General features: G+C 65.2%; 15 protein-coding genes and 1 pseudogene. 11 read left to right on the top strand and 5 right to left on the bottom strand.

Features of this window, described 5'->3' with window-relative positions:
* Window positions 1–25: 25 nt before the first annotated feature.
* Both LO787_RS07845 and LO787_RS07840 read right to left on the bottom strand, forming a co-directional pair.
* Window positions 26–1056: pseudogene (locus LO787_RS07845) on the bottom strand (alkene reductase).
* A gap of 151 nt (window positions 1057–1207) precedes the next feature.
* On the bottom strand, window positions 1208–2173 hold the full coding sequence (locus LO787_RS07840) for an alpha/beta fold hydrolase (RefSeq protein WP_232495286.1): 966 nt from the start codon (window positions 2171–2173) through the stop codon (window positions 1208–1210).
* A 216-nt stretch (window positions 2174–2389) separates the two neighbouring features.
* Here LO787_RS07840 and LO787_RS07835 point away from each other — a divergent pair, with 216 nt between their 5' ends.
* The 6 genes from LO787_RS07835 (at window position 2390) to LO787_RS07810 (ending at window position 11973) form a co-directional block, all read left to right on the top strand.
* Complete coding sequence (locus LO787_RS07835) at window positions 2390–2968, top strand: nuclear transport factor 2 family protein (RefSeq protein ID WP_232495285.1); 579 nt, start codon at window positions 2390–2392, stop codon at window positions 2966–2968.
* On the top strand, window positions 2950–3567 hold the full coding sequence (locus LO787_RS07830; RefSeq protein WP_232495284.1) for a nuclear transport factor 2 family protein: 618 nt from the start codon (window positions 2950–2952) through the stop codon (window positions 3565–3567). The genes LO787_RS07835 and LO787_RS07830 overlap by 19 nt, the downstream gene beginning before the upstream one ends.
* A gap of 105 nt (window positions 3568–3672) precedes the next feature.
* Window positions 3673–4431, top strand: coding sequence for a FadR/GntR family transcriptional regulator (locus tag LO787_RS07825; protein WP_232495283.1), 759 nt, complete (start codon window positions 3673–3675; stop codon window positions 4429–4431).
* Between the two features lie 128 nt (window positions 4432–4559).
* Entirely contained in the window at window positions 4560–5768 is a 1209-nt protein-coding gene (manD, locus tag LO787_RS07820; RefSeq protein WP_232496282.1) for a D-mannonate dehydratase ManD, read from the top strand.
* On the top strand, window positions 5765–9277 hold the full coding sequence (locus tag LO787_RS07815; RefSeq protein ID WP_232495282.1) for a malectin domain-containing carbohydrate-binding protein: 3513 nt from the start codon (window positions 5765–5767) through the stop codon (window positions 9275–9277). Before manD ends, LO787_RS07815 begins: the two co-directional genes overlap by 4 nt.
* 122 nt (window positions 9278–9399) lie before the next feature.
* Window positions 9400–11973 carry a TonB-dependent receptor gene (locus LO787_RS07810; protein ID WP_232495281.1) on the top strand — a complete coding sequence of 858 codons (2574 nt, stop codon included), beginning with the start codon at window positions 9400–9402 and terminating at the stop codon, window positions 11971–11973.
* A 61-nt stretch (window positions 11974–12034) separates the two neighbouring features.
* Here the strand turns inward: LO787_RS07810 and LO787_RS07805 are convergent, their stop codons facing one another.
* Window positions 12035–12607 carry a TetR/AcrR family transcriptional regulator gene (locus LO787_RS07805; protein ID WP_232495280.1) on the bottom strand — a complete coding sequence of 191 codons (573 nt, stop codon included), beginning with the start codon at window positions 12605–12607 and terminating at the stop codon, window positions 12035–12037.
* Window positions 12608–12635: 28 nt separating this feature from the next.
* On the opposite strand from LO787_RS07805, the gene LO787_RS07800 reads away from it, so the two are divergent.
* The 3 genes from LO787_RS07800 to LO787_RS07790 all read left to right on the top strand — a co-directional run bounded on the left by LO787_RS07800 (window position 12636) and on the right by LO787_RS07790 (window position 15694).
* Window positions 12636–14084, top strand: coding sequence for an 8'-apo-carotenoid 13,14-cleaving dioxygenase (locus LO787_RS07800; RefSeq protein WP_232495279.1), 1449 nt, complete (start codon window positions 12636–12638; stop codon window positions 14082–14084).
* A gap of 674 nt (window positions 14085–14758) precedes the next feature.
* Entirely contained in the window at window positions 14759–15073 is a 315-nt protein-coding gene (locus LO787_RS07795; protein ID WP_232495278.1) for a winged helix-turn-helix domain-containing protein, read from the top strand.
* Between the two features lie 156 nt (window positions 15074–15229).
* Window positions 15230–15694 carry a MarR family winged helix-turn-helix transcriptional regulator gene (locus LO787_RS07790; RefSeq protein ID WP_232495277.1) on the top strand — a complete coding sequence of 155 codons (465 nt, stop codon included), beginning with the start codon at window positions 15230–15232 and terminating at the stop codon, window positions 15692–15694.
* Window positions 15695–15700: 6 nt separating this feature from the next.
* Here the strand turns inward: LO787_RS07790 and LO787_RS07785 are convergent, their stop codons facing one another.
* Window positions 15701–18487 carry a bifunctional diguanylate cyclase/phosphodiesterase gene (locus tag LO787_RS07785; RefSeq protein ID WP_232495276.1) on the bottom strand — a complete coding sequence of 929 codons (2787 nt, stop codon included), beginning with the start codon at window positions 18485–18487 and terminating at the stop codon, window positions 15701–15703.
* Between the two features lie 209 nt (window positions 18488–18696).
* Between LO787_RS07785 and LO787_RS07780 the strand changes: the two genes are divergently transcribed.
* Window positions 18697–19368: a TetR/AcrR family transcriptional regulator gene (locus tag LO787_RS07780; RefSeq protein ID WP_232495275.1), complete on the top strand. Its 672-nt coding sequence runs from the start codon at window positions 18697–18699 to the stop codon at window positions 19366–19368.
* Here the strand turns inward: LO787_RS07780 and LO787_RS07775 are convergent.
* Window positions 19365–20174, bottom strand: coding sequence for an SDR family oxidoreductase (locus LO787_RS07775; RefSeq protein WP_232495274.1), 810 nt, complete (start codon window positions 20172–20174; stop codon window positions 19365–19367). The genes LO787_RS07780 and LO787_RS07775 overlap by 4 nt on opposite strands.
* A 199-nt stretch (window positions 20175–20373) precedes the next feature.
* Between LO787_RS07775 and LO787_RS07770 the strand changes: the two genes are divergently transcribed.
* Complete coding sequence (locus tag LO787_RS07770; protein WP_232495273.1) at window positions 20374–20901, top strand: VOC family protein; 528 nt, start codon at window positions 20374–20376, stop codon at window positions 20899–20901.
* Window positions 20902–20911: the final 10 nt, after the last annotated feature.

The raw sequence follows: 20911 nt of genomic DNA, 5'->3' as shown, positions 1-20911 counted from the left end.
GGGATCTCCTCGGCCTTGTTTTCCCTCAAGCCGCCGTGGCATCGAGGGTCTTGAAGTCGGTGTAGCCCTCGGCGCCGCCGCCATAGTACGTTTCGTGCGGAGCATCGACCAGCAGGGCATTCCGGCGCAGGCGCTCGACCAGATCGGGGTTGCCGATGAACGGGCGACCGAATGCGATCATGTCGGCATGACCGGACTCCACAGCGCTGATCGCAAGATCCCGGTCATAACTGTTGTTCGCGATGTACTTCCCGCCGAACGCCTCGTGCAGTGCCTTGAAGTCGAATGCGTCGGCGGCGTTGGCGCCGCGGGTCTGCCCTTCGACGCAGTGCAGGTACGCGAGCCCAAGCTTGCCGAGCTTTTCGCCCAGATAGCCGTAAGTTCCTTGCGGATCGCTGTCGAGCGGGGCCGCGCCTGCCGACTGGGTGAGCGGCGAGAGCCGCAGGCCGACGCGATCCGTGCTCCAGATTTCCGACACAGCGCTCACCACCTCGATCGCCAGACGCGCACGGTTCTCCACCGATCCACCGTACTGGTCGGTCCGCTTGTTGGTGCTGTCGCGCAGGAATTGTTCGAGCAGGTAGCAGTTGGCGGCGTGAACCTCGATCCCGTCGAATCCGGCCTCCAGCGCTTTCCGGGCAGCGTTGCGATAGTCCTCGATGATCCCGGGAATTTCGCCGGTTTCCAGCGCGCGCGGCATTGAAGGCGGCTGCGGGCCATCGAGCGTGAAGACGGTTTCCCCGCCCTGTATCGCCGATGGGGCGACCGGGCCGCGCCATTCTCCTGCAGGCTGACATGCGACATCCGCCCGACGTGCCAGAGTTGCACGACGATCTTGCCCCCGGCGGCATGCACCGCCTCGGTCACCGGCCTCCACGCCGCTACATGCGCGTCGGTATAAATGCCCGGCGTCAGCGCATAGCCGCGCCCCTGTCGGGAGATGTTGGTGGCTTCGGTGATGATGAGCCCGGAGGAGGCCCGCTGGCGATAGTATTCTACCGCCAGCGGCGTATGCACGCCTTCCATGTCCGCCCGTGACCGGGTCAGTGGCGCCATCGCCACCCTATTGGCGACCTCGATCGCGCCGATGGCGGTGGGCGTGAAAAGCGCTGGCTCGGTCACCAGAAACCTCCTTGAAGCGGCGTCCGAAACATATGGCCCGGTAAGCCTTGCTGCCCGTAAATCGATGTAAAGCCCGGCCCGCCCCCTATCGCTTGACCTGTCGGTCGAGGAAATCGTGGATCAGCGGCGCCATGACATCCAGTTGATCCTCCAGCGCGAAGTGGCCGCTGTTCAGGATGTGCATCTCTGCCTTGGGCAGATCGCGCAAGTAGGGATGAGCCCCTGCCTCGGGGAAGATCTTGTCGTTCTTACCCCAGACGATCAGCGTCGGCGGCTTGTACTTGCGGAAGAATTCCTGGAATTGCGGGTAGAGCGGCACGTTGCTGCCGTAATCGTGGAACAGGTCGAGCTGGATGTCGCGGTTGCCCGGACGGTCCAGCAGCGCCTGATCGACGACCCAGTTGTCCGGGCTGATGTGGCTGAGGTCCGACATGCCGTCGGTGTACTGGAACTTGGTGGTCTCCAGCGTGACCAACCCGTTGAGCGCATCGCGCTTCGCCTGCGATCCATCCGCCCAGTAGGCCTTGATCGGATCCCAGAACTCCCGCAGTCCCTCCGTATAGGCGTTGCCGTTCTGGACGATCAGCGCGCTCACCCGCTCCGGGTGCTTAAGCGCGAGACGATATCCGACCGGGGCGCCGTAATCCATCACGTACATCGCATAGCGCTGGGCGCCGAGCTTCACCGTGAGAGCTTCCACGATATCGGCGTAATGGGCGAAGGTATAGGCGAAGGCGCCGTGATCGGGCGCATCGCTCTGGCCGAAGCCGGGGTAGTCCGGCGCGATCACATGGTAGCGATCAGCCAGCAGCGGAATGAGATTGCGGAACATGTGCGAGGATGTGGGAAAGCCGTGCAGCAGCAGCACGACCGGGGCATCCGCAGGCCCGGCCTCGCGATAGAACACCTTCACGCCCTCGATCGTCGTGGTGTTGTAGCGGATGACGGGGACAGGTCGCATCGCAGTCGTCGTGGGGCTGGCCGCCTGACCCACCGCCGGAGCCATAGCCATTGCGCAGGCCATAGCGATCGCAAGTACACGGTACTTCATGAGTCTCTCTCCGTCGTTGCTGCCGGGACGCTACATGAGCCCGGCGGGACGGGCCGGTAAAAGGATGTAAGATTATGTAGTTCTCGCTCGTCGAGGCCGGGGTCACTCACAAGCGCACATTAAATACATTCACGATTGTCTTTAATGTCATTGCATCTAGTCTTCCATCAAGGCGACAGGCGCCCATCGAGCGCAACGGCCGGAGAGGAGAGATCAATGGTAACCGACGCCGATATCGAGGATCTCGTCGCGCGACGCGACATCTATGCCGTGCTCACCCGCTACTCGCGCGCTCTGGACCGTTGCGACGTGGACCTCATGCGCAGCGTCTACTGGCCCGACGGCACCGACAGCCACGGCGTGTTCGACGGCAACGCAGCGGAGTTCGCCGACTTCATCGTGCGCGAGATCCAGGAATGGTTCGAAGTCACCATGCATGGGCTCATGAATGTGCATATGGAGATCGCCGGGGACCGCGCCGCGACCGAAACCTACCTGTTCGCCTATCACAAGGTCAGGGCGGACAAGGCGGACGAAATCTTCGGCTCCCGCTACATGCAGATGTATGCGGGCAAGGGGCTCGATCCGGCGCATCACACGTTCTATTTCGGCGGCCGCTATCTCGACCGGTTCGAGCGGCGCGATGGCGAGTGGCGCATCCTTCACCGCAAGGTCGTCATGGACTGGAACGATAGTCATCCGTCGAACGAGATTCTCGACCAGGGCATGTTCGCCACGCTGCGCCCGCTCGGAGAGCGCGGCCCGGGCGATCCGGTATGGGCAAACCTGCCGTGAGCGGCGCAAGTACGGCGCGCGAACGCCTCGCCGAACTCGTCGCCCTGCGCGATGTCGGCGACGTGCTCACGCGCTACTGCCGCGCGCTCGACCGGGCGGACCTCGCGCTGATGGAGACCGTGTACTGGCCCGATGGCGAGGACATCCACGGCATCTACGTCGGTCGCGCGAGCGAATTCGTGCCGTTCATCATCGGCGAGATCACGCGCTATTTCACGATGGGCACGCATTGCCTGCTCAACGTGCATATCGATATCGCCGGAGACATCGCGACAGCCGAGAGCTACCTCTATTCCGCCTGCCGCGTGCGCGCCGACATGATCGAAACAATTCTCGGCAGCCGCTACTTCGGACAGATGGCCGGGCGCGGCCTCGATCCCGAAAACGCGATGTTCGTGATGGCGGGGCGCTATCTTGACCGGCTGGAGCGCCGCGACGGCGAATGGCGCATCCTGCGTCGGCAGGTCGTCACCGACTGGAACGATTCCCGTCCGAGCGACGAAATCCGCAATGAAGGGATGCACGCCAGTCTGCGCCCGATCGGAGAATGGGGGATGGGCGACCCTGTCTACGCCAATTCCCGCTTCGTGACCGGATAGCGATCGACCGCACCGGGTTGATGGCGATGATGTTTGACGGTACATGTCTGACAAGGACGCTGCCACAGCCTTCGTGTCGCGGGCGACCGCAGAAGGATGTGCCAGATGACCGGGAAGCCCCCGTCGAAAAAGCTTTACCAGACCATCATCGCCGTACTTCAGGCGGAAATCGCACAAGGCGTCTACCGTGCCGGAGACCGCCTCCCACCCGAACGCCTGCTTGTGGACCGCTTCGACGTCAGTCGACTGACGGTGCGCGAGGCAATGATCGGAATGGAGATACTGGGGCTGGTGGAAACCCGGCGCGGTGCGGGCGTATTCGTCACAGGCAATGCGGTGGAAGTGCGCGCGGCGGCCGATCTCAACATCGGCGCATTCGAACTGACCGAGGCCCGTCGTCTGATCGAGGGCGAATGCGCTGCCTTGGCAGCAGCCGCTGTCACCGAAGCCGATCTTGAGGCGCTCAACGCCATCCTCGACAAGATGACGGCAGAGAACCAGCACGAGATCCACGACGAGATCGCCGACCGGGAATTCCATCTGCGCATTGCCGAGGCCACGCAAAATCAGGCGATGCTGCTGGTGGTCGAGACCCTGTGGGATGTACGCAACCGCTCCCCGCTCTGCGCCGAAATGCTGCAACGATCGCGCTCAGCGGGCGTGAAGCCTATCGTGGACGACCACCGTCGGATCGTCGAAGCCCTCACGAATCGTAATCCCACCGAGGCGCGGCGTGCCATGCGTGACCATCTGGGACGGGTGATCGAGAACCTGCTGGCCGTCACGGAACTCGACGCAATCCGCCGCGTAAAGCAGGAAACTGCCAAACTCCGCAATCGACTGGAGCAACATCCGGCCCTCTGACCGGAGCCTAAAATCGCGCTTGCTTCCGCATTGACGCCTCGTTATCAGACATATCATCCTTGTTGTATGATGAATTATGTGTCGACATCGGGAGAGGGCAATTGGATAAGTCGGGGGCGGGCAGCGCCATCAGGATCACGCGCGCCAATGTGATCGTAACATCTCCCGGGCGCAATTTCGTGACGCTCAAGATCGAGACCGATCAGGGGCTCTATGGTATCGGCGATGCCACGCTGAACGGGCGTGAACTGGCGGTCGTTTCCTATCTCCAGGATCATGTCGTGCCCAACCTCATCGGGCGCGACGCGCAGCAGATCGAGGACATCTGGCAGTTCCTCTATCGCGGCGCTTACTGGCGGCGCGGGCCGGTCACGATGTCGGCGATCGCGGCGGTCGACACGGCGTTGTGGGACATCAAGGCCAAGGCCGCCGGAATGCCGCTCTACCAGTTGCTCGGCGGTCGGTCGCGCGACGGCGTGCTGGTCTATGGTCATGCCAACGGCGGGGATATCGAGGAAACCGTAGATCAGGTCGGTCGCTACAAGGATGCCGGTTACCGCGCGATCCGGGCGCAGAGCGGCATTCCCGGCGTCAGGCACGCCTATGGCGTCGGGCGCGGCGACATGTACTATGAGCCCGCCGACGCCACGCTGCCGACCGAAACGCTCTGGTCCACGTCGAGCTACCTCAACCACACCCCCAAGCTGTTCGAGCGGCTGCGCGACGTCCATGGCCCTGACATCGAACTGCTCCACGACGTCCACCACCGACTGACGCCGATCGAGGCCGGACGCCTTGGCAAGTCGCTGGAGCCGTACCGCCTGTTCTGGATGGAGGACGCCACCCCGGCGGAAAACCAGGAAGCGTTCCGCCTCATCCGCCAGCACACGGTAACACCGCTGGCCGTCGGCGAGATCTTCAACACGATCTGGGATTGCCGGGAGCTGATCCAGAACCAGCTCATCGACTATATCCGCACCACCGTCGTCCATGCTGGCGGCATCACGCACTTGCGCCGCATCGCCGACCTCGCCTCGCTCTATCAGGTGCGCACAGGAAGCCACGGCGCTACCGACCTGTCGCCGGTCTGCATGGGTGCGGCGCTGCATTTCGATACCTGGGTGCCGAACTTCGGCATCCAGGAATACATGCGCCATAGCCCCGAAACCGACGAGGTTTTCCCGCACGATTACAGCTTCGCGGACGGCTACCTGAAGGTCGGTGACACGCCCGGCCACGGCGTCGATATCGACGAGAAGTTGGCGGCGAAATACCCCTACGAACCGCGCCAGTTGCCGATCGCCCGCCTTGCGGACGGCTCGATGTGGAACTGGTGAGCCATCTCCTGCCAGCGCTGGCGTTGGCGACCGCCATCGCGCCGCTGCCTGCCGCCGCCCGCACCGATGTCGTGCTGGCGGACGGCTGGCGCTCGGCCGTGTTCGACGCCGATGCGGAAGGCCGGGCTCCCGAAGCCGACAAGCCGTTCGAGCGCCCCGACTTCGACGACCACGCCTGGCAGACCGTCTCGGTGCCGCACAACTGGCAGGGATACGCCTACAACCGGCAGGTCGTGAAGGGCGCGCGCCATGGTTCCGCATGGTATCGCATGCCGGTCGAGATCGCCGCGCCGAAGGGCGACGAGCGCGTCTTCCTGATGTTCGAGGGCGTCAACAGCTACGCCACCGTCTGGCTGAACGGGCGCGAAGTCGGCAGGCATGGCGGCGGCCTCACCAGCTTCACGCTCGACGTCACCGAGGCGGTCCGCGGCGGGCGCAATGTCCTTGCGGTTCGCGTGGACAATCCCGCCGGGATCACCGACCTGCCGTGGGTGTCGGGCGACGATCAGCCGCAGAACGGCTTTGCGGAGGGCTCGCAGCCCTTCGGCATCTTCCGCCCGGTTCACGTCATGCGCACTTCGGGGCTGCGTGTCCGCCCGTTCGGCCTGTTCGCGTGGGGTGACAAGGGCCGCATCACGGCGCAATCCGCCAGCCTGACGACGCGGACCGAGCTCCAGAACCTGTCCGGGCGCAGCCGTCGGTTCGAGATCGTCACCGAACTGCTTGACCCCTCGGGCCGGGTAGTCTCGAAGGCGCGCCAGACGCAGCAGCTTGCGGCAGGGGCCGAGGCGAGCTTCGACGCCCCGCTGCCGACGATCTCCCGACCGCGCCTGTGGTCGCCCGCAACGCCGACACTCTACACCCTGCGTGCCCGGATCATGGAGGGTTCGCGGACGGTGGATGAGACGTCAACGCCGTTCGGCCTGCGTTCCTACGCGCTCACCGAAACCGCCGGAACGCGGCGGCTGACCGTCAACGGAGCGCCGTTCTTCTTGCGCGGAACGGCTGAATACGAGCATCTCCTTGGCAATTCGCATGCGTTCTCGCCTGACCAGATCGCCGCGCGGGTGGAGCAGGTGCAGGCCGCAGGATTCAACGCATTTCGCGACGCGCATTACCCGCACAACCTGCTTTACGGCGATCTCGTCGCCAAAAAGGGCCTGCTGTGGTGGCCGCAGTTCAGCGCCCACATCTGGTTCGACAATCCGGCCTTCCGCTCCAATTTCAAGGCTTTGCTGGCCGACTGGGTACGCGAGCGGCGCAACAATCCGGCGCTGTTCCTCTGGGGTCTCCAGAACGAAAGCGTCCTGCCGCCGGAGTTCGCGCGCGAGGCCGTGGCGATCATCCGCGAGTTGGACCCGACCGCCTCGGTCGAGCGCCTGATCGTCACCTGCAACGGGGGTGAAGGCTCCGACTGGAACGTGCCGCAGAACTGGTCCGGCACGTATGGCGGCAACCCCGACAACTACGCGCAGGAGCTGGTCAAGCAGGGGCTGGTGGGCGAATACGGCGCGTGGCGCTCGCTCGAAATGCACGGCGAACAGCCGTATTCTGACAGCGCCTTTTCCGAGGATCGCTTCGCCGCGCTGATGGCGAAGAAGGCGAGGCTCGCGGATTCGGTGGCGGATCGGTCAGTCGGCGACTTCCAGTGGCTGCTGACGACGCACGAAAATCCGGGCCGCCCGATGCGCATCGACGGCACCCAGATCTGGGACGGCGTGCGCCCTCTCGACCATGTCGGCCCAGCCAACAACAAGGGCCTGATGACGCTCTGGGGCGAGCCGCTCGATGCCTATTACATGTACCGCGCGCTGCATGTGCCCGCAGCCATGAAGCCGATGGTCTACCTCGTTTCCCACACATGGCCGGATCGCTGGGAAGGCCCCGGAATCCGTTCTGGAATAGAGGCTTACTCAAACTGCGATGCGGTGGAACTGCGCAACGGCGCGGTCTCGCTGGGACGGCGCGAGCGGGACGGAAGCGGCACTTTCCGCTGGGACGGCGTCGCGGTGCGTACCAACCGGCTGTCGGCGCAATGCCTTCAGGGCGGGCGCGTGGCGGCGGAGGACACCGTGCTTCTCAACAACCTGCCTGCGGAGGCGCAGGCCGCGGCACCTGTTTCCGTGACGACGCCGGAGCCGGGCCGCAGCTACCTCTACCGCGTCAACGTAGGCGGGCCGGAGGTCGTGGACAGCCATGGGCAGCGCTGGGCGGCGGACCGGCATCGCAACGCCGGGATGGGCTGGGGATGGCGAAGCTGGGCCGATGCCTATGGCGATCTCGACCCCGGGCTTGGCAGTCGCCGGCCGTTTTCCGATCCGATCGACGGCACGGCGGACGACGCGCTGTTCAGCAGCCTGCGCTATGGGCGCGAGCAGCTGGAGTACAGCTTTGCCATGCCCGAAGGGCGCTACCGCGTCGAACTCTACTTCATCGAGCCGTGGTACGGGCGGGCCGGGATCGATGCGAAGGGGTGGCGGCGCTTCGATGTCGCGGTCAACGGAAGCACGGTCCTGCGCGATCTCGACGTGTTTGCGGAGGCCGGTTTCGGGCGGCCCTTGCGCCGGATCGTGGAGGCGGAGAGCCGAGACGGCAGGCTGGTCGTTACGTTCCCCCGGGTCGATGCCGGGCAGGGAATCCTGTCCGCCATCGCGGTGTCGGCGGCGGGGAAATCGGCGCCCGTGCCGGTTCAGGCGGAGACCGATCTGGTTGCCGGGATGACCGGAGGGCAGGGCACGCTCCAGGCCTATCTCGACAATGGGCAGCCTGCTTTCGGCGCGGAAAACGGCCGTTGGAGCAGACTTCCGGCAGCTCTCCTCGACAGCGACTGGGTGCGCACTGAACGGCACCTAGATGGTACAGAGGGTGTCGTGAAGGTGCGCTACGGGAGCGAGGTGTACCGCACGCTGCCTCAGGACGCGCCCTTGCCGCAGGGCTGGACCGACACCGGGCTTAAGGCCGCGATCATCGCCCCGGAGACGATCGAGCGGGTGCGCTTCGCCTCGCGCCGTTTCCCCGCCGGGGCCGATGTCGAAGTGCCCGCCGGGTGGCCCCTGCTGGTCCGGCGTGCGCTGCCTTCGCCCTATGCGCCCGGCGTCTTCTCGCTGAGCGCGAAGAAGGGCGTCAACGAAGCGGAGAAGGGCGCGCTCACCGGCGGCGCCATCTCATCAGACATCAAGGGGTACGGCGGCAGCGGTTTCGTGAGACTGAGCGCCGGACTGACTGGGGGCCGCATCGAGTGGCCTTACGAGACGGGCATCGCCGCAAGGCACGGGCTCAGCCTGCGTTATTCGCTGCCGACCGGGGCGGCGGGCAGGACCGTGGTCGTGACGCTGCTGGATTCCAGCGGGATCGCGATGTCGGAAACCCGCGTACCGGTGGAGCCGGGCGAAGGCTGGCAGATCGCGAAGGCGACGACGGCGACCGCGGTGAACGCGGGGAAATACACGGTGCGGCTGTCCTGGGAAGACGGCGCACCGCTGGCGGTGGACTCGCTGACCATCGAATAATTATCAGACATCTTTGATGACAAAATCATCATACATATGTCGAATCATCTTGACGAAATCGGCGAATGTGAGAATTTCTTGCGCAACAGATAGCCCCTTGAAGGGCAAATCGGAGGGGATTTATGTCTGATAAGTCGAAATTGCTGGCTTCGGCCGCCTTGCTGCCGTGCCTGTCCGCAGCACTGTTCACCGCAACGCCTGCCCATGCGCAGCAGGCCGCCGATGCGGTGCCGCAGGATGTCGCCGATCAGGCGCCCGAGATCATCGTCACCGGCTTTCGCCAGAGCCTCCAGAACGCCGCGCGGATAAAGCGGGATTCGCCGCAGATCCAGGACTCGATCGTGGCGGAGGACATCGGCAAGCTGCCCGACACCAACATCGCCGAAACGCTGCAGCGCGTGCCGGGCGTCCAGATCCTGCGCAACGCGCGCGGCGAGGGCAACAACTACGCGGTGCACGGGCTCACGCAGGTGCAGACGGTGCTAAACGGTCGCGTCGTCTTCACCACGTCCAACCGCAACGCCAACCTGCTCGACCTTTCGGCCGACATCCTTTCGGGCATCGACGTCTACAAGACCGCGACCGCCGACCAGATCGAGGGCGGCCTCGGCGGCCTCATCAACATCCGCACCGCGCGGCCGTTCGACTATGACGGCTTCCGCCTCGTCGGCTCGGCCAACGCCAACTACAGCCGCATCCGCGAGAAGGCCGAGCCGCGCCTTGCCGCGCTCGTTAGCAATCGCTGGGACACCGGCATCGGCGAAGTCGGCGTGCTGCTGGGCGTGACCTACGAGCGCGTGACGACCGGCGCCTACGACACCAACGTCAACACTTACGTCAACCGCACCGACCTGATCCCCGGATCGACCGTCACCGCGCCGACGCAGGCACAGGCGCGCTATACCTATGGTGACCGCACGCGCTTCACGGTGACGGGATCGGCCCAGTGGAAGCCGACCGACAACCTCAGCTTCTACGTCGACGGGCTCTATGCCTATTCCAACGGCAAGTCGGCCACGCAGTCGCTCGCCGTGCAGACCAGCGCGGGCAACGGCTCCTCCGCCGTGCCGGGCTCGTTCACCTTCAAGCCGGGCACGACGATCCCGGCGACGGCGAGCTACCGCAACGCCGTGATGCTGGCGGGCGCGGGCGCGACGACCAACCCCTACCGCATCTACCAGGGCGCGTTCGGCGCGAACTGGAACTCGGGCGGCCTGACCCTGAGCGGCGAATTCTCGTTCTCGCAGAGCGAAGGCCCGTTCTACTCGCGCTCGCTCAACTTCCGCGGCATCGCGCCCAACGCGACCGTCGACATCTCCGGCGCCACGCCCGACGTATCGGTCAGCGGCGTCGATCCGACCAACCCGGCGGCGTTCAGCTACACGACCTACAGCGACCTCATCACCAACGCCTTCGGCAAGGAGCCGGTCGTCCGCTTCGATGCCAAGTACGATTTCGAGGAAGGCTTCCTCAAGTCGCTGATGGCGGGCGTGCGCTACGTCCATCACACCACCGTCACCGATCAGGTCAGCCTGAACTACAACACCGGCAACTCGGGCCTGACGCAGCCCGTCGCCGACGTGATGGAACTGACGCCCGACAAGCTGTTCCAGGGCCGCACCAGCTCGCTCAACCAGTGGTCCACCGTGGGGCTCGACTACATCCGCGATCCGCGCAAGGTGCGCGAACTGCTGGGCCTCAACGGCGACGACCCGGCCTTCACTCCCGCTTCGCACTACGAAGTGCGCGAAAAGGTGATCGCGGGCTACGGCGAGGCGGTGTTCGGCACCGATCTCGGCGCCATCGGCATCGACGGCAATATCGGCCTGCGCGCGCTCAAGACCACGTCCGAGCAGAAAACCGCCACCGCAGTGGGCAAGAGCTCCTACGAAAACTATCTGCCGAGCGCGAACCTGCGCTTCAAGTTCACGCCGGACTTCTTCCTGCGCCTTGCCGCGTCGAAGGCGATCTCGCGCCCGGCCTACGGCGACCTGTCGCCCGCACTCTCGCTCAGCCCGTCCTCGGGCACCGGTTCGGGCGGCAATCCCAACCTGACACCGGTAAAGGCCGACCAGTACGACGCCTCGCTGGAATACTACTTCGGCCAGTCGAACCTGATCGTCGCCTCGCTGTTCCTCAAGAACGTGAAGGGCTTCGTCCAGAGCTTCGCCGTGGATGAGACCATCGGCGGCACCGTCTACCGCGTCAGCCGCCCGCGCAACGGCGGCGACGGGCGGATCAAGGGCTTCGAGGTCAGCTACCAGCAGTTCTTCGACTTCCTGCCGGGCCCGTTCGACGGCCTCGGCATGCAGGCGAACTACACCTACATCGACAGCTCGATCGAGATCGTCGGCCGCCCGGACAAGGTGCGCGCGGAGAACCTCTCCAAGCACAACTACAACATCACCGGCATCTACGAGAAGGGGCCGGTCTCGGTCCGCCTCGCCTACAACTGGCGCAGCGACTACGTGGCGACGACCTCGGCGGACTCCTCGGGCCGTCCGCTGCTGGTGGCGCCGCTCGGCCAGCTCGACCTGTCGATGACCTACGCGCTGACCGACCGCATCTCGCTCAAGTTCGACGCGGTGAACCTGACGCGGACCTTCCGCGAGCAGTACTACCTGAACAAGGACTATCCGCAGATCGCGAACCAGTTCGACCGCAGCATCGAAGCCGGCGTGCGCGTGCGGTTCTAAGGTTCCTCCCGAGCCCCCGGCCGCCGCTTGTCCGGCGGTCGGGGTGCATCGCAAGGCATGACTACCCGACCACCTTGTCGATCAGGCCCTCGTCGACCGGGATCTGCCCATCGAGCATGAGCATGGCGAGACCGTGGACCAGAGCCCAGGCCTGCACGGCATGGACCTGCGCCTCGCCGCCCTGCCGCGCCGCTTCGGCGGCAGCATTCGCCTGCAACAGCGTATTCGCCTCGGACGACGCCGGACTGTCGAGGCGGCAGGGCGCCACGGCGGGCGTCGCGAAGATCAGGCGAAACAACGCCGGATTCGCCAGCGCGAAGCGGACATAGGCGCGGCCCGTCTCCTTGAAGCCCGCTTCGCCGCCACCCACCGCATCCGAAGCCGCGCGCTGCGCAGCGCCCAGCTGCGCCAGCCCCTCGACCGCCAGCGCCGTCATCAGCGCATCCTTGTCCGGGAAGTGGCGATAGACCGACGTCGCGCTGACCCCGACGCCGCGCGCCAGTTCGCGCAGGGACAGCGAATCGGCATCGCGCTCGCCCAGCACACGCAAGCCTTCGTCGATCAGGCTCTGGCGCAGATCCCCATGATGATAGGGCCTTTTCTCCATGTTGACACTGTTACTATCGTCACTCATAGTAACAGCGTAAACATTGGAGACGAGCATGGGAAGCCCAATCGAGACTCTGATACGCGGCGCCGTGACCAAGGGCGTCGAGGCGCTGGCCGATTTCAACCGCAAGCGCATGACCCCGCCGGTCGGCGGCAATCCCTTCCTCACCGGCATCCATACGCCGATGACCGAGGAACTGACACTCACCGAACTGCCGGTGACCGGCACGATCCCGCCGGGGCTCGACGGGCGCTACATGCGCATCGGGCCGAACCCCATCGACGCCGATCCGGCCTCGCACCACTGGTTCATCGGCGACGGCATGGTCCACGGCCTCGCCATCGCGGACGGCAGCGCGCTGTGGTATCGCAATCGCTGGGTCCGCTCCAATGGCGTGGCGAAGGCGCTGCAGGTCGCGCCCGCACCGGGACCGCGCCTCAACAACCAGTTCGACACGGTGAACACCAACGTCGTCGCCATCGGCGGGCGCACTTTCGCGCTGGTGGAGGCGGGCAGCTATCCGGTCGAACTGGGCGAGCGGCTGAACGAGCAGGTCTACAACCCCTTCGACGGCACGCTGAAAGGCAGCTTCACCGCCCATCCGCACCGCGATCCGCTGACCGGCGAGAACCACGCGATCTGCTACGACAGCCGCGATCCCGGCACGATCCGCCACGTCGTCATCGACACGGCGGGCAAGGTCGTGCGCGAGGAGCCGGTGGCGGTGCAGCACGGCCCGATGATCCACGACTGCGCGATCACCGGGCGCTTCGTGGTGATCCTCGACCTGCCGGTCACCTTCTCCATGCGCACGCTGATCGAGGGGCACGGCTTCCCCTATCGCTGGAACCCGGCGCATGCGGGCAGGGTGGGGCTGATGCCCCGTGGCGGCACGCAGGAGGACATCGTCTGGTGCCCTGTCGCGCCCGGCTACGCGTTCCACGTCGCCAATGCCTACGACACGCCCGACGGCAGCGTGGTGATGGACCTGTGCGTCTACGACACGATGTTCGGCGACGGCGCGCAGGGGCCCGACGCCCGCTCGCGCGGGCTGGAGCGCTGGACCGTCGATCCGGTCGGCCGCACCGTGGACATCCGCACGATCGACGCCGCCGCGCAGGAATTCCCGCGCCCCGACGAACGCTTCTTCGGCCAGCCGTACCGCTTCGCCTGGACCATCGCGATCCCGGAGGAACCGGTGGCGCGCTACATCGGCTCGACCAGCCTCTATGCGCACGACCTCCAGACCGGCACGCGTCAGGAGCATGACTTCGGACCGGGCCGCCATCCGGGCGAGTTCGTCTTCGTGCCCGAAACGCCCGACGCGCTCGAAGGCCACGGCTGGCTGATGGGCTTCGTCATCGACACACGCGATGACACGACCGATCTCGTCATCCTCGACGCCCGCCATTTCGAAGGCCCGCCAGTCGCCAGCATCCACCTGCCGCACCGCGTCCCGCCGGGCTTCCACGGCAACTGGATCGAGCAGAATCAGGGCTGACACGCCCGCGCTTTATATTTTACATAATACTTATTATCAATCCAGTTGGTGGGTAGCAGCAATTCAGGTTGTTGCTGCCCACCAACTGCTGTTTCACGATCCCATGTGTTTTCCGGCACATCATCGACTGATCAACGACGCCACCGGCTCCGAAGACGCTGCCCCTTGCCGCCAGCGGCTCGAAGCACCCCATGGTGGGCGATGTAACCCCGACAAGTCCAAAAAAGCGAAAGCGACGCGACTTCGCAATACCCTCAAGCGCTGAACGTCGCAAACGAAGAGCCTTTAGCCAATCCCATCGAATAGAAGCGGCCTCTTCTCATATTAAACCAAGTTATACTAACGCCGATTAACCAATTGGCCTCGCATAGTAATTTCTCACAAATTCCAACTTTACCGGAAAATCGCGCTTTCGTATTGATTTAAATAGCTAATTTAATTTATGAGGTATGTTCAAAGCGGTTTCAATTGAGATCTTTTACATCCTGAACGACGCCTTGCCGTTGATTATGTTGTCACAACGATCGCCCACGTCTCATTAATATTTTAATATTTTTAGAAGGGGTATGAAATTGAATTCGAACGATCTGAAGGATAACTGCAATTTTACATATAAAATAGAATATTTTTTAAATGACATTTCAAATAATTGCTCAAATTCGGTACTGACATACATGTTCGGGCCATTTTCTCTCCAACCTGAGCGGCAGCTATTACTCCACGGGACCAAGCCCGTCCGAATTGGCGGCCGTGCGCTCGACATTCTGACAGTACTCGTATCTCGTGCAGGTGAAGTCGTGCGAAAGCGAGAATTGATGGAATTAGTTTGGCGTGATTTGACCGTTGAAGAGTGCAATTTGAAGGTCAATATTGCCGCGCTACGCAAAACGCTCGGCGATCAACCTATTGAACCTCGCTATATCGCGACAATCGTCGGTCGGGGCTATCGGTTTGTAAGTCCGGTGCATATTCGTTCCGTCTTACGATAAACCCGCCGCGCATGTGCCGGAGGCGGTGCCGCGCTGTCGCGCCCAGCAGGATCAATTGCAGTCATTATGGGCGCCCCATACCGCCGATGGCGCAGGGGCGATGGACTTGCGCCTCGGGTTGTACCATTCCCGCGATCCTGCCCGATGGAGTCGAGGATGAGCGAGGATCTGCGCACGGTCGGTAATCCCGGGTCGGATGACTTCCGTCTCGACGCTTACCCGTTCTACCTGCTCAATCGCGCGGCCAGCCGGTACAACATGAAGCTGGAAGCCCAGCTGCGCCGCATCGGCGTCGACATCCCGACATGGCGCGCGCTGATGGTGCTCGGCGATCGCGAGCCGCTGGCGATCGGCCAGGTCGCCCGGTCCGCCGCGATCAACCTCTCCACGATGATGCGCATCGTCGAGCGCATGGCCAAGGCGGGCCTCGTCGAGACCGGCACCAGCGAGACCGACGGGCGCGTCACCGAGATCAGGATGACGCCCGAAGGCCGCGCCAAGCTCGCCGAGGCGCGCGGCGTGGCCGCACCGCTCTACGAGAAGATCATCGGCGGGTTCTCCGCGAGCGACTTCTCGAGGATGCTCGAACTGCTTGGCCGACTTTACGACAACCTCGACTGACGCCCCTCAGCCGACGCTGTGCAACCGGGCATCGGCGGACGGCGCGCGGCCCGGACGGCCGAAGTAGTAGCCCTGCGCCTCGTCGCAGCCCTGCTCCTTCAGTAAATCGGCCTGCCCCACCGTCTCCACGCCTTCGGCGAGCACCGGCATGCTGAGGCTCTGGCCCAGCGCGAGCACGGCCTTGATGATCGCCCTCGCCTCCGCGCTCTGCTGCGACTTGAGCACGAACGACTTGTCGATCTTGATCTTGTCGAACGGGAACGAGTGCAGCGTGTCGAGCGAGGAATAGCCGGTCCCGAAATCGTCGATGGCGATGCTCACGCCCAGCGCCTTGATCTGGCGCAGCAGATGCAGCGCGCGCAGCTTGTCGGCGATGATCGCGGTTTCGGTGATCTCCAGTTCGAGGCGCGAGGGATTGAGCCCCGTCTCGATCAGGATGCCGCGCACCACGTCGACGAGATCGGTCTGGAGCAGCTGCACCGCCGAGAGGTTCACCGCCACCTTGAGCGCGGACGGCCAGTTGCGCGCCTCGCGGCAGGCCTCGCGCAGCACCCATTCGCCGATCTGGAAGATCTCGCCGGTTTCCTCGGCGATGGGGATGAACTCGACCGGGGAAACGAGCCCGCGCATCGGGTGATGCCAGCGCAGCAGCGCCTCGTAGCCGTTGAGCCCGTTGGTCGCGAGCGAATGCTGCGCCTGATAGACGAGGCTCAGTTCCCCGCGCTCGATGGCGTGCCGCAGGTCGTTGGCAATCTGGCGGCGCGCGCGCGCGGTCTCGTCCATCTCCGGCTCGTAGTAGGCGATCCGCTCACCCAGATTGCCCTTGGCGCGGTACATCGCGAGGTCGGCGTTGTTGAGGATCTGCTCGCGCCACTCGCCGTCGTGCGGGTAGATCGCGACGCCAAGGCTGCCGCCGAGGTGGAAGGTGTTGTCCGCCGGACCGAACGGCGTCGCAAAGCAGGCTTCGAGGCGTTCGAGGAAGTTCTCGACCTCGGCGCGCTCGCGAAAGCGCTTGGCGGCGGCGAACTCGTCTCCGCCGAGACGGGCGATGACCTCGCCATCCTCGGTCACGTCGAGCAGCCGCTTGGCGAGGTGCTGGAGCGCCATGTCGCCCGCGCCGTGGCCGCGCGTGTCGTTGATTTCCTTGAACCGGTCGAGGTCGATCATGACGGCGGCGAGCTGGTGGCCGAAGTGGCGCGCCTGCTCCAGCTCGGCGTCGATCCAGTGCGCGAAGGCCGGGCGGTTGGGCAGCCCGGTCAGGCTGTCATGCATCGCCATGTGCGCGATCTTCGCCTCGGAGCGGCGGCGCTCGGTGATGTCCTCGAACGTGATGACGCGCCCGCCGTCCGGCATCGAACGGCATAGCATCGAGACGACGAGGTGATCGCCGAAATCCATCTCGACCGAGGAGCCCGAAGCCTGCTCGAACGCCTGCGAAAGCTGGCGGCGAAGCCCCTCGCGACGCTCGCCGGGAAGGCCTGCCGCGGCCTGCGCATCGAGTACGGTGCAGGCGATTGCGCCAAGGGTGCGTCCGCTCGGGTTGGCCCCCTCGCCCAGCCCCCAGATCTCGGCGAAGCGCGGGTTGGCCATCAGCAGGTTCTGGTCGGCATCGAACAGGCACAGGCCCTGATGCATGTTGCCCAGCGCGGCATCGAGGTGCCCGGCCATTTCGCGCAGGCGGTCCTCGTCTTCCTTGAAGCGGCTCATGTCGCGGGTGATCTTGGCGAAGCCGATGTGATCGCCGTTCTCGTTGGCGACCTTCTCGATCGTGACGTGCGCCCAGAAGCGCGAGCCGTCGCGGCGCATCCGCCAGCCCTCGCCGCTGAACTTGCCGGTCGCCGCGGCGCGCGCGACGGCGTGTTCGGGCAGGTGCTGCTCACGATCCTCGGGCGTGTAGAACGCGGCGAGCGGCAGGCCGATGGCCTCGCCCGCCTCGTAGCCCTTGAGGCGCTGCGCACCCGCGTTCCAGTTCATCACCCGGCCGTCGTGGCCGAGCATGTAGATCGCGCAGTCGGTGATGCCCTGCACGAAGATGCTCATGTCGCGCTCACTGGCATGGAGCGCGAGGCGCGACTGGCGGGCCATGGCGAGCAGGGCAATGCAGATGGTGAGCAGGCCGAGCGAGCCTCCGGCGATGGCGGCGGCCATGCTGCCGGGCGAGAGCAGCACGCCGTTGCGCAAGTCGAGCGGCGCGGGCGTGAGGCGCAGCGCCGCCATGCCGGTGAAGTGCAGCAGGACGATGGCGAGCGTCATCAGCAGCCCCGCCGCGATACCGCTCCGCAGCGTCCTGCCGCGCACGGCCAGCGCCAGCGCCGGATAGGCGGGCAGCACGGCGAAGGCCAGCGAGGCGGCCACGTAGCCGCTGCGCCAGTGCATCTCGGCGGGAAGCTCCAGCGCGGACATGCCGATGTAGTGCATCGCCGCGATGCCGCCGCCGCCGAGCACGCTGGCGATCGCGATGCCGCGACGATCCGGCCATGCGAGCGAGACGAAGAACGAAGCCGTCGTCATCGCCACCGCCATGACCAGCGAGATCACCGTCGCAGGCACCTGATAGCCCGCGATCACGCCCGGATCGTAGCCCAGCATCGCGACGAAGTGTGTCGCCCAGATGCCGAAGCCGATGGCGAGCCCCGCTCCCGACACCCACCGCGCGGCGGCAGCGCCGGACAAGTGGCGCGCATGGCGCAGCAGCAGCACCGAACTCATCGTCGCGATGACGCAGATCGCCGCAGCCAGCAGGACGAGCCAGTGGTCGTGCTGATCGTGGATGCAGAGAAGGACGTCGAACATGCAAAAAGCCTCAAGATTTCATGAGGCTGGTAAGGTACATTGGTTAACGTCGGCCTAAGCGCGTTTAGCGGTATTCGATTGGTATACCGGAAAGAATGCCGCTTTCGCGCCACGCGGGCGTGTTTGCGCTATTTCCTGTTGCTCCCCTGCCCCTTGAGGATGCAGGGAGGGATTTCCGTACTTTTCGCAAACGCACACCGGAGCCCAGATTGGCCGTCAGCCCCGCCCGCAAGCGCACCGAGCGCGCCCCTGCCCGCCCCTCGACCCGCAAGGCGGCGACGGAAGGCGGCCCGACGCGCCAGTCGCTCAAGAGCGCGCAGACCCGCGGGAGGCTGATCGAGGCGACCATTCAGTGTCTCGTCAAGGTCGGCTATGCGGGCACCACGACGCCGCTGGTGGCGACCGAGGCGGGCCTGTCGCGCGGGGCGATGCTCCACCATTTCGAGAACAGCGCGACGCTGATCCGCGCGACCATCGTCGAACTCCACGAACGCCGCCTGCGCGCCTTCCGCCGCTCGTCCGAGACGACCGAGCACGAACCGGCGACGATGGTCGCCGCCTACTGGAAGCAGGTTCACAAGCCCGCCTTCGTCGCCTTCCAGGAACTCGCCATGGCGGCGCGCACCGATGCCGATCTCGCGCAGATCATGCGCCCGCTCCAGGTCGAGTACCGCGAGCGGTTCCATGACGAGGCCATCGCCCTCTTCCCCGAATGGCAGTCCGCGCCCGCGCAGTTCGAACAGGCGATGGCGCTCTCGCAGACCCTCATCGAAGGCATGGCGACCGGCCTGATGACCGGCGCGCTGGACGAGGAGATGGTGCCCGCGCTCCTCAAGATGCTCGAGGACCAGATCCGCACGCTGCGCCCCAAGGCGGCCTAACCCGCCCGGCGGTCGCCGTTAGCATCGAAGTAGGTCGGCGCGCGGGCGTAGTACTCCGCACCAAGGCGGCAGTCGACGAGCCCCGCGTCCACCGCAATGACCTGCCCGGTAACGTTGAGGCCGTCGTCGCTGGCGAGATAGGCGAAGGCCCCGGCGATCTCGTCCGCCTCCACCACCCGGCGCAGTGGATTGCGCGCCTCCGCCGCCCGGCGCATCGCCTCGGCATCGCCATAGGCAAGCTCGGTCATCCGCGTGGGCACGTTGCCCGGCGCGACGGCGTTGACGCGGATGCCGTCCGCCGCGAGTTCCGACGCGACCGAGCGGGTCAGCCCGATCACCGCATGCTTGGCCGCGGTGTAGGCATGCGGCCCCAGCGGCGCGAGCCCGGCGGCGCTGGAGGTCGACAGGATCACGCCCGACCCCTGCGGGCGCATCACGCGGGCGGCGTGCTTCATGCCGTAGAACACGCTGTCGAGCAGCACCGCCAGCGTATCGCGCCAGCCCTGCGCCTCGATCTCCTCGACCCGGCCCACGGCGCCAAGCTGCCCGGCGTTGTTGACCATGCAGTCGAGCCTTCCGTGCGTGCTCATCGCTAGGTCGACCAGTGCGGCGACATCCTCCTCGCGGGTGACATCGCAGCGCAGGAATGTCGCGCCCAGTTCGGCGGCCAGCGCCTCGCCCGCATCCTCCCGGATATCGCCGAGGACGAGCGGCGCGCCCTCCCGCGCAAAGCGCCGTGCGGTGGCCTCGCCAAGCCCGCTCGCCGCACCCGTAATGACCGTGACCCTGCCTTCGAGCCGCTGCATCGCATCTCTCCTGTGGTATTACTTCGATCGTTTTCCGGATGCCATCGGCCCGTCGAAGCCGCTGGAATCCGCCGATCCGTTGTCGCCACATCTCCTGCCCGAGCATCCCTGCGCACGTCAAATAAAATACAGTCTTGACTGCTTGTTTTTATACCGTGACAACCGCAGCACTGATCGCAACGACGACGGTGAGAGGATCATGAGCAGGCTCTATGGCGGCGCCATGCAGGCGGGTTATCTGGTCGAGGCGCTGGAGCCTGCCATCGCGTTCTGGACTGGAACGCTGGGCATCGGCCCCTTCTTCATCATGCCCCCGCCGCAGTTCGTCTGGCTGCGCAACGGCGGCGAGGATGCGGACCGGACCGACATCATCTCGCAGGTCGCCCTCGCCCACAGCGGGGCGATACAGATCGAGCTTATCGTCCCCGGCCCCGCGCCCTCGACCTACCGGGACTTCCTCGCCGCCGGTGGACGCGGCCTGCATCACGTCGGCATGGCGAGCGAGGATTTCGACGCGCAGCGGGAGGCCGCGCTCGCGGCGGGGCTGACCATCGCCACCGAAGGCGCATCGCAGCGCACCCGCTTCGCCTACCTGCAACCGCCGCCCGATGCGCCCGGGCCCATCGTCGAGCTGATCGACATGGTGCCGGTGATGCGCGAGATTTTCGAGCGTGTGCGCAGCGCCTCGATCGACTGGGACGGCAGCGATCCCGTCCGCCACCTCTGACCCCGGAGCC

The sequence above is a fragment of the Novosphingobium kaempferiae genome (assembly GCF_021227995.1).
Lineage (GTDB): Bacteria > Pseudomonadota > Alphaproteobacteria > Sphingomonadales > Sphingomonadaceae > Novosphingobium > Novosphingobium kaempferiae.
The sequence above is the reverse complement of the archived record's forward strand: the minus strand, read 5'-3'. Positions and strand labels throughout refer to the sequence as shown.